At 72.9% G+C, this 5602-nt stretch carries 8 protein-coding genes; 5 read left to right on the forward strand and 3 right to left on the reverse strand.

Going from position 1 to position 5602, the window contains the following annotated elements; all coding sequences use genetic code 11:
* Positions 1 to 137: 137 nt before the first annotated feature.
* Together ACZ4XD_RS37095 and ACZ4XD_RS37100 are read right to left on the reverse strand one after the other, a co-directional pair.
* Positions 138 to 560: a hypothetical protein gene (locus tag ACZ4XD_RS37095; RefSeq protein WP_468049957.1), complete on the reverse strand. Its 423-nt coding sequence runs from the start codon at positions 558 to 560 to the stop codon at positions 138 to 140.
* Positions 561 to 706: 146 nt separating this feature from the next.
* The gene (locus ACZ4XD_RS37100; RefSeq protein ID WP_468049958.1) at positions 707 to 1336 is read right to left on the reverse strand and encodes a TetR/AcrR family transcriptional regulator; all 630 of its coding nucleotides are present in this window, start codon (positions 1334 to 1336) and stop codon (positions 707 to 709) included.
* 113 nt (positions 1337 to 1449) lie between these two features.
* Between ACZ4XD_RS37100 and ACZ4XD_RS37105 the strand changes: the two genes are divergently transcribed.
* From ACZ4XD_RS37105 to ACZ4XD_RS37120, 4 genes are all read left to right on the forward strand, one after another.
* Positions 1450 to 2640 carry a cytochrome P450 gene (locus ACZ4XD_RS37105; protein ID WP_468049960.1) on the forward strand — a complete coding sequence of 397 codons (1191 nt, stop codon included), beginning with the start codon at positions 1450 to 1452 and terminating at the stop codon, positions 2638 to 2640.
* 4 nt (positions 2641 to 2644) lie between these two features.
* Positions 2645 to 2860, forward strand: coding sequence for a ferredoxin (locus ACZ4XD_RS37110; protein WP_468049961.1), 216 nt, complete (start codon positions 2645 to 2647; stop codon positions 2858 to 2860).
* 217 nt (positions 2861 to 3077) lie between these two features.
* A complete protein-coding gene (locus tag ACZ4XD_RS37115; RefSeq protein ID WP_468049963.1) occupies positions 3078 to 3374 on the forward strand; it encodes a hypothetical protein in 297 nt (98 codons plus the stop codon).
* A 188-nt stretch (positions 3375 to 3562) separates the two neighbouring features.
* Positions 3563 to 4330, forward strand: a complete 768-nt coding sequence (locus tag ACZ4XD_RS37120) for a PE-PGRS family protein (protein WP_468049964.1) — start codon at positions 3563 to 3565, stop codon at positions 4328 to 4330.
* 212 nt (positions 4331 to 4542) lie between these two features.
* Here the strand turns inward: ACZ4XD_RS37120 and ACZ4XD_RS37125 are convergent, their stop codons facing one another.
* A complete protein-coding gene (locus ACZ4XD_RS37125) occupies positions 4543 to 4833 on the reverse strand; it encodes a zf-HC2 domain-containing protein (RefSeq protein WP_468049965.1) in 291 nt (96 codons plus the stop codon).
* A 49-nt stretch (positions 4834 to 4882) separates the two neighbouring features.
* Here ACZ4XD_RS37125 and ACZ4XD_RS37130 point away from each other — a divergent pair, with 49 nt between their 5' ends.
* Entirely contained in the window at positions 4883 to 5476 is a 594-nt protein-coding gene (locus ACZ4XD_RS37130; protein ID WP_468049967.1) for a sigma-70 family RNA polymerase sigma factor, read from the forward strand.
* Positions 5477 to 5602: the final 126 nt, after the last annotated feature.

The raw sequence follows: 5602 nt of genomic DNA on the forward strand, positions 1-5602 counted from the left end.
CGTCGAGCCCGCTCCCCTTTGGGGGCCTCCCCCTCCCCCAACCCCCCCCCCCCCCCCCCCCCCCCCCCCCCCCCCCCCCCCCCCCCTTTCCCCCCCCCCCCCCCCCCCCCCCCCACCACACGCGGCCTGAACGGGTATCAGAGGAGGCCGAGCAGACCGAGGTTGAGCAGGCCGTTCCTGCCCAGGCCGTAGCCGTCGCGGTCGTAGCGGTCACGGTCATAGCGGTCGCGGTCGTAGCGGTCGCGGTCGTAGCGGTCGCGGTCGCGGCCGTAGCCGTCGCGGTCGAAGCGGTCGTAGCCGCCGTCGCGGCCGTAGCCGTCGCGGCGGTCACGGCCGAAGCCGTCATAGCCGTCCCGGCCATGCTGTCCGACGCGGCCGTGGTGGCGCTTGTGCTGCTGGTTGCCCAGGTGACCCTTCTCGCAGCGGTGCGAGGCGCACTTGGCGTCCTGGGAGCTACCGGGGGGCGTGGTCGCGGCGGTGGCGGCGCCTGCCGTCGGCACCACGAGGGCAGCCGCGGTCAGGCCGGCCACTGCAAGGCCGCGCGGGATCGAACGGAGCATGTTTCCACCTTCACTCGACTCAGCAGAAAATGAATATTTCCTGCCAAGGCGACGATAAGCGGGCATAAGTCCACCGACTTGCGACCCGCCGCAGAGTCACTGGAACGCAGCACGCACGGCAACGCACCACGCCGCGCCCCGGCCGTTCACCCCGGATTCCCTGCGCTTTCCCCGTCGGCCGGCCCGTCCTTCGGAAGGTTCTCCAGCAGGTTCCCCAGGGCGCCCGCGACGAGTGCGCAGACCGTGTCGGGGTCGGCGCTCGCCAGCGGCTCCTTGGCGACGACCACCCGCATCAAGCCAATTCCCAGCAGCCAGGACAGCGCCAGATCCGCCCGCAGACTCCCGGTCTCGGACGCGGAGAGCGTGGCGAGGACCTCCGCGTACTCCTCCCCCAGCCCGCGCAGCGCCTCCGCGATCTCGTCGCTGCCGCCGATGGAGCGCAGGCACACCTCCAGCGAGCGGTCGGTGCCCGCTTCGCCGCCGCCGGCCAGCATTCCGCGCAGCGCGACCTCGAACAGCCGCTCGGGGGGAGTGCTGCGCAGCTGCTCCTGCCCGCCACGTGCCATCACCTCGCCGAACAGGGCCTTCTTCGATCCGAAGTAGCGGAACAACAGGGCCTGGTTGGCCCCGGCCCGGGACGCGATGTCGCGCACCGTCGCGCGTTCGTAGCCGCGCTCGGCGAACAGCTCCGATGCGGCATCGAGCAACCGCAGCCGGGTGCCCTGCGCGTCCCGGCGGGATGCGCTCGCCGTGCCGTTCTGCGGGGTCTTCGCCATCGCCACGCTCCTCTTCGTCGGACCGTCACGAAGACGGCCACAATGCGTCGTTGACCGCCTCCGGGGGGCGGCTTACCGTGATGTAAGCAGGTGCTTACACAAGGGAGGTCGCCTTGACCACAGCCGACACAGCACCCCTCTCCTACCCCTTCAATGTTCCCGAGAGCCTTGAGCTTTCCGAAGAGTACGAACACGCCCGCAGCCGGCCGGGACTGCTGAAGGTCCGGATGGCCTATGGCGAGCCGGCCTGGCTCGTGACCCGGTACGCCGAGGCCCGGTTCGTCCTCGGTGATCAGCGCTTCAGCCGCGCCGAGGGCGCCCGGCACGACGAGCCCCGGCAGTCCGAAGGACGCACGGACAGCGGCATCCTGGGCATGGACCCGCCCGATCACACCCGGCTGCGGACGCTGGTGGCCAAGGCCTTCACCGTCCGCCAGGTCGAGAAGCTCCGGCCGCAGGTCAAGCAGCTGGCGCACGAGCTGCTCGACGAGCTGGAAGCGGCCGGTCCGCCGGCCGACCTGGTGGACCGTTACGCCCTGCCCATTCCCGTGGCCGTGATCTGCCGGATGCTCGGGGTGCCGGCCGAGGACCGGCCGCGGTTCCGGGTGTGGAGCGATGCCGCCTTGTCGACGAGTTCCCTGACCGCGGCGGAATTCGACGCCAATATGGAAGAACTCCGCGCCTATATGCGGCAGTTGATCGAGGCGCACCGACGCGCTCCGCGGGACGATCTGATGACGGCGCTGATCGACGCCCGGGATGTCAACGACCGGCTGTCCGAAGTCGAACTCGTGGACCTCTGCGTCGGCATCCTGGTCGCCGGGCACGAGACCACCGCCACCCAGATCCCCAACTTCGTGCTCGCGCTGCTGGACCACCCGGGCCAGCTCGCGCTGCTGCGGGAGCGGCCGGAGCTGATCGGCGGCGCGGTGGAGGAGTTGCTGCGTTTTGTGCCGCTGGGAAGTGGGGCGAGCCAGGCCCGTTACGCCACGGAGGATGTCGAGGTCGGCGGGACGCTGGTACGGGCCGGGACTCCGGTCCTGGTGGCGGTGGGCGCCGCCAACCGGGACGCGCTGCGCTTCGACGCACCCGGGAAGCTGGACATCTCCCGGACCGGAATTCAGCACCTCGGATTCGGCCATGGCGTCCACCACTGCCTCGGTGCGCCACTGGCCCGCCTGGAACTCCAAGAGGCGATCGGCGCCCTGCTCACCCGCTTCCCTGACCTGCGACTGGCCGGTGACGTGGTGTGGAAGAGCGAGATGCTGGTGCGCGGGCCGCGGGTCATGCCGGTGGGGTGGTGAACGGATGACCTGGCATGTGGAGATCGACCCGCAGCAGTGCATCGCCTCGGGCTCCTGCGCCGCCATCGCCGCGGACCTCTTCGTCGTGGACGGCGCGCATGCCCGTCCGCTGAAGGACCGGATCGAGGAGGACGAGCGCGCTCTGGACGCCGCCGATGTCTGCCCGGCCGCCGCCATCACCGTCCGGGACGGTGCGGAGGTCGTCGGACCCCGGCCGTAGGACAACGGATACCGACGGGGCGTGGCGCCGGCCACGCCCCGTTTGCGTGATCCCCGCTGGTCAACCCCAACTCCCTGGGATGGCACTCCAGTTGGGCACCGCGTCCGCCCGGCCCCCATGGACGTCCAGGATTCTCACCCTCCGTGGTCGGCACACAAGATCATTTCATGTAGGCTTACTGCCCGGTAACGACCCATTTTTCGACCAGGGGGATCTCATGCGTCGACGTATTTCCGTTCTCGCCGTGACGGCTGCCGTCGCCGGCGGTGTGCTGTTCGCCGCGCTGCCCGCGCAGGCCGCCACCACGGCCGCCGGCCGGCAGAGCGTGGCGGCCGGGGGTGGCATCAGCGTCAACATCGACGAGCTGCGTCAGCAGTCCGCCGACCTGAAGGCCAAGGCCGCGCGCCTGGACCACGAAGGCGAGCACGAGGCCGCCCAGCGCGCCCGTGCGCAGGCCAACGCGCTGGACGAGAGGATCCAGGCATACCTCGACGCCGAAGAGAACGTGTCCTGACCGCACGTCAGCGTCATCGCGTCGCCCGCCCCGGAGCCATCGGGGCGGGCGACGCCGTTGTGTACGGGGCGACCGGCAGACGGCCGCTCCGCCCGCGGCCCGTCCAACACCCCCCGGCGCCCCTGGAAACGGCAGGTCGGGGCCCCTCTCGTTCCGCGGTGAGGCCGGGGTGCGACGATGGCCCTGTCATGGATGCGGGACAGGTTCTCAGGGGGCTGCGGGCCGCGGTGTTCGCGGCGGTCTGCGTACTGCTCGCTGCGCTGGGCCACGCGGTGATGTCGGATGCCGTGATACCCGGCTGGATGCTGTGCGCCGCCTGGGTGGGCACCGCGGCCGGTGCCTGGTGCTGTGCGGGCCGGGAACGTGGCCCGCTGCTCGTGGGGTTGCTGACCGTCGGCACCCAGGCCGCCCTGCACACCGCCTTCTCGTTCGGCCAGGCGGTCACCGGTTCCGGCGGCGGCGAGCGCTCGCTCGTGCGCCAGTGGGCGGACAGCTGGCTGTGCGGCGCCCAAGGGATGCCGTCCTCCGGAGCTGACCACGCCGAGCTGCTGCGGAAGATGCATCAGCAGATGGCGGCCATGCCCTCGACGGGCCACGGCGGCCAGCTGCCCGGCATGGAGCACATGGCAGGCGGCCACATGACCGGCATGGCCGACCCCGCGCAGCAGATGCCGGGGATGCACGGCAGCGCGACCGGCATGCTCGCGGCCCACCTGCTGGTCGCCCTGATCGGCGCCGGCTGGCTGTGGGGCGGCGAACGGGCCGCGTTCCAGCTCGTACGGACCGTGTCGGCCTGGCTGTTCGCGCCCCTGGTGCTGGTCCTGCGGATCGTGCTGCCCGAGGCGCGGCCCGCCGTGCGCACCGCCCGGCAGGAGCCGCGGCACGCGGTGCGGCAATTGCTGCTGGCGCATACGAGGTCGTTGCGGGGTCCACCGCGGGAACCGGCTGTCGTCTGACAGCGCGGACGAATTCCCGAGCCGGCGGACGGACGGGCGCCGACGCACGCGCCCGGGGTCCCGGCTCCGACTTCACCGGTCCCCGCCGGAGCGCGGTGGCCGGATCATGCGAAGGACTCCAGATGATGAATCCTGTCCGGATGCCGGTGGCGCCGCCGCCCGCATCCGTATGTGCACCGGCCGGCGGGGGCGGGCGCCCGCGGGCCGCCGGGTCAACCGGCCCGTTTGCCGCCGGTGTCCGCCGTGCCGGGAGAGACCGGGCCCGGCAGTACGGAAGCCGACCGCAGCCGGGCGAGCAGCGCATCGGCGGCCGCCCGGTCGTCCTCGGGGTGCGCGGCGGCGCGGTCGAGGCCGGCCGTCAGCGCCTGTGCCTGCGCGTGCCACCGCCGGCAGTCCGGGCAGCCGGCGAGATGGTCGTCGAGCCGGCGGGCGGTGAGTCCGGGGGGCAGTTCCTCGCCGTCGAGGCGGGCGGAGAGCGCCGTACGGATGCGCGAGCAGAGCATGTGTCCATCCTCCCCGAAGCCGGGCCGGGCGGCGAGGGGCGGTCGCGGGATGCGGGATGACGAGGCGGTGACGGGCTGGGCGCTGGCCGCCCGTACCGGTGACGAGCGGGCCGTGGAGCAGTTCGTGCGGGCCACTCAGCTCGATGTGCGGCGCTATGTGACGCATCTGAGCGGTGATCCGCAGGCGGCCGACGACCTGACGCAGGACACCTATGTGCGGGCGCTGCGCAGTCTGCCGCGGTTCGAGGGCCGGTCCTCGGCACGGACCTGGCTGCTGACGATCGCCCGGCGGGTCGTGGCGGACCGTATCCGGTCCCATGCGGTCCGGCCGCGGCTGGCCGCGACGGACGACTGGCAGACCGCCGCGGAACGGGTGCAGCCGCGTGGCGTGCCCGGGTTCGACGAGGGCGTCGCACTGGCCGAACTGCTGGCGGCGCTGGCCCCGGAGCGGCGGGAGGCCTTCGTCCTCACCCAGCTGCTGGGGCTGCCGTACGCGGCGGCGTCCGGGGTGATGGGCTGCCCCATCGGCACCGTGCGGTCCCGGGTCGCGCGCGCCCGGGAGACGCTGGTCGCGCTGCTGACGGATGCGGAGCGGCCGGAGACGGCCGGGGCGCCGCGGGTCTACGCGGATGCCGTGGCCTGACGGGCCGCCCGCCCGTGGGCGGGGGGGGGGGGGGGGGGGGGGGGGGGGGGGGGGGGGGGAGCAGGGGGGGGGGGGGGGTGGCCCCCACCCTGGGGGGGAGGACCAGGAGAACCAAACGCGCGGTGG

This window comes from Streptomyces sp. NPDC029466 (genome assembly GCF_055574515.1).

What these genes read in the sequence shown, in the direction of transcription:
- ACZ4XD_RS37120 (WP_468049964.1), top strand. Translation starts at nt 3,563, where the DNA reads ATGGATGCGGGACAGGTTCTCAGGGGGCTGCGGGCCGCGGTGTTCGCG.
- ACZ4XD_RS37110 (WP_468049961.1), top strand. Translation starts at nt 2,645, where the DNA reads ATGACCTGGCATGTGGAGATCGACCCGCAGCAGTGCATCGCCTCGGGC.
- ACZ4XD_RS37095 (WP_468049957.1), bottom strand. Translation starts at nt 560, where the DNA reads ATGCTCCGTTCGATCCCGCGCGGCCTTGCAGTGGCCGGCCTGACCGCG.
- ACZ4XD_RS37130 (WP_468049967.1), top strand. Translation starts at nt 4,883, where the DNA reads ATGCGGGATGACGAGGCGGTGACGGGCTGGGCGCTGGCCGCCCGTACC.
- ACZ4XD_RS37100 (WP_468049958.1), bottom strand. Translation starts at nt 1,336, where the DNA reads ATGGCGAAGACCCCGCAGAACGGCACGGCGAGCGCATCCCGCCGGGAC.
- ACZ4XD_RS37125 (WP_468049965.1), bottom strand. Translation starts at nt 4,833, where the DNA reads ATGCTCTGCTCGCGCATCCGTACGGCGCTCTCCGCCCGCCTCGACGGC.
- ACZ4XD_RS37115 (WP_468049963.1), top strand. Translation starts at nt 3,078, where the DNA reads ATGCGTCGACGTATTTCCGTTCTCGCCGTGACGGCTGCCGTCGCCGGC.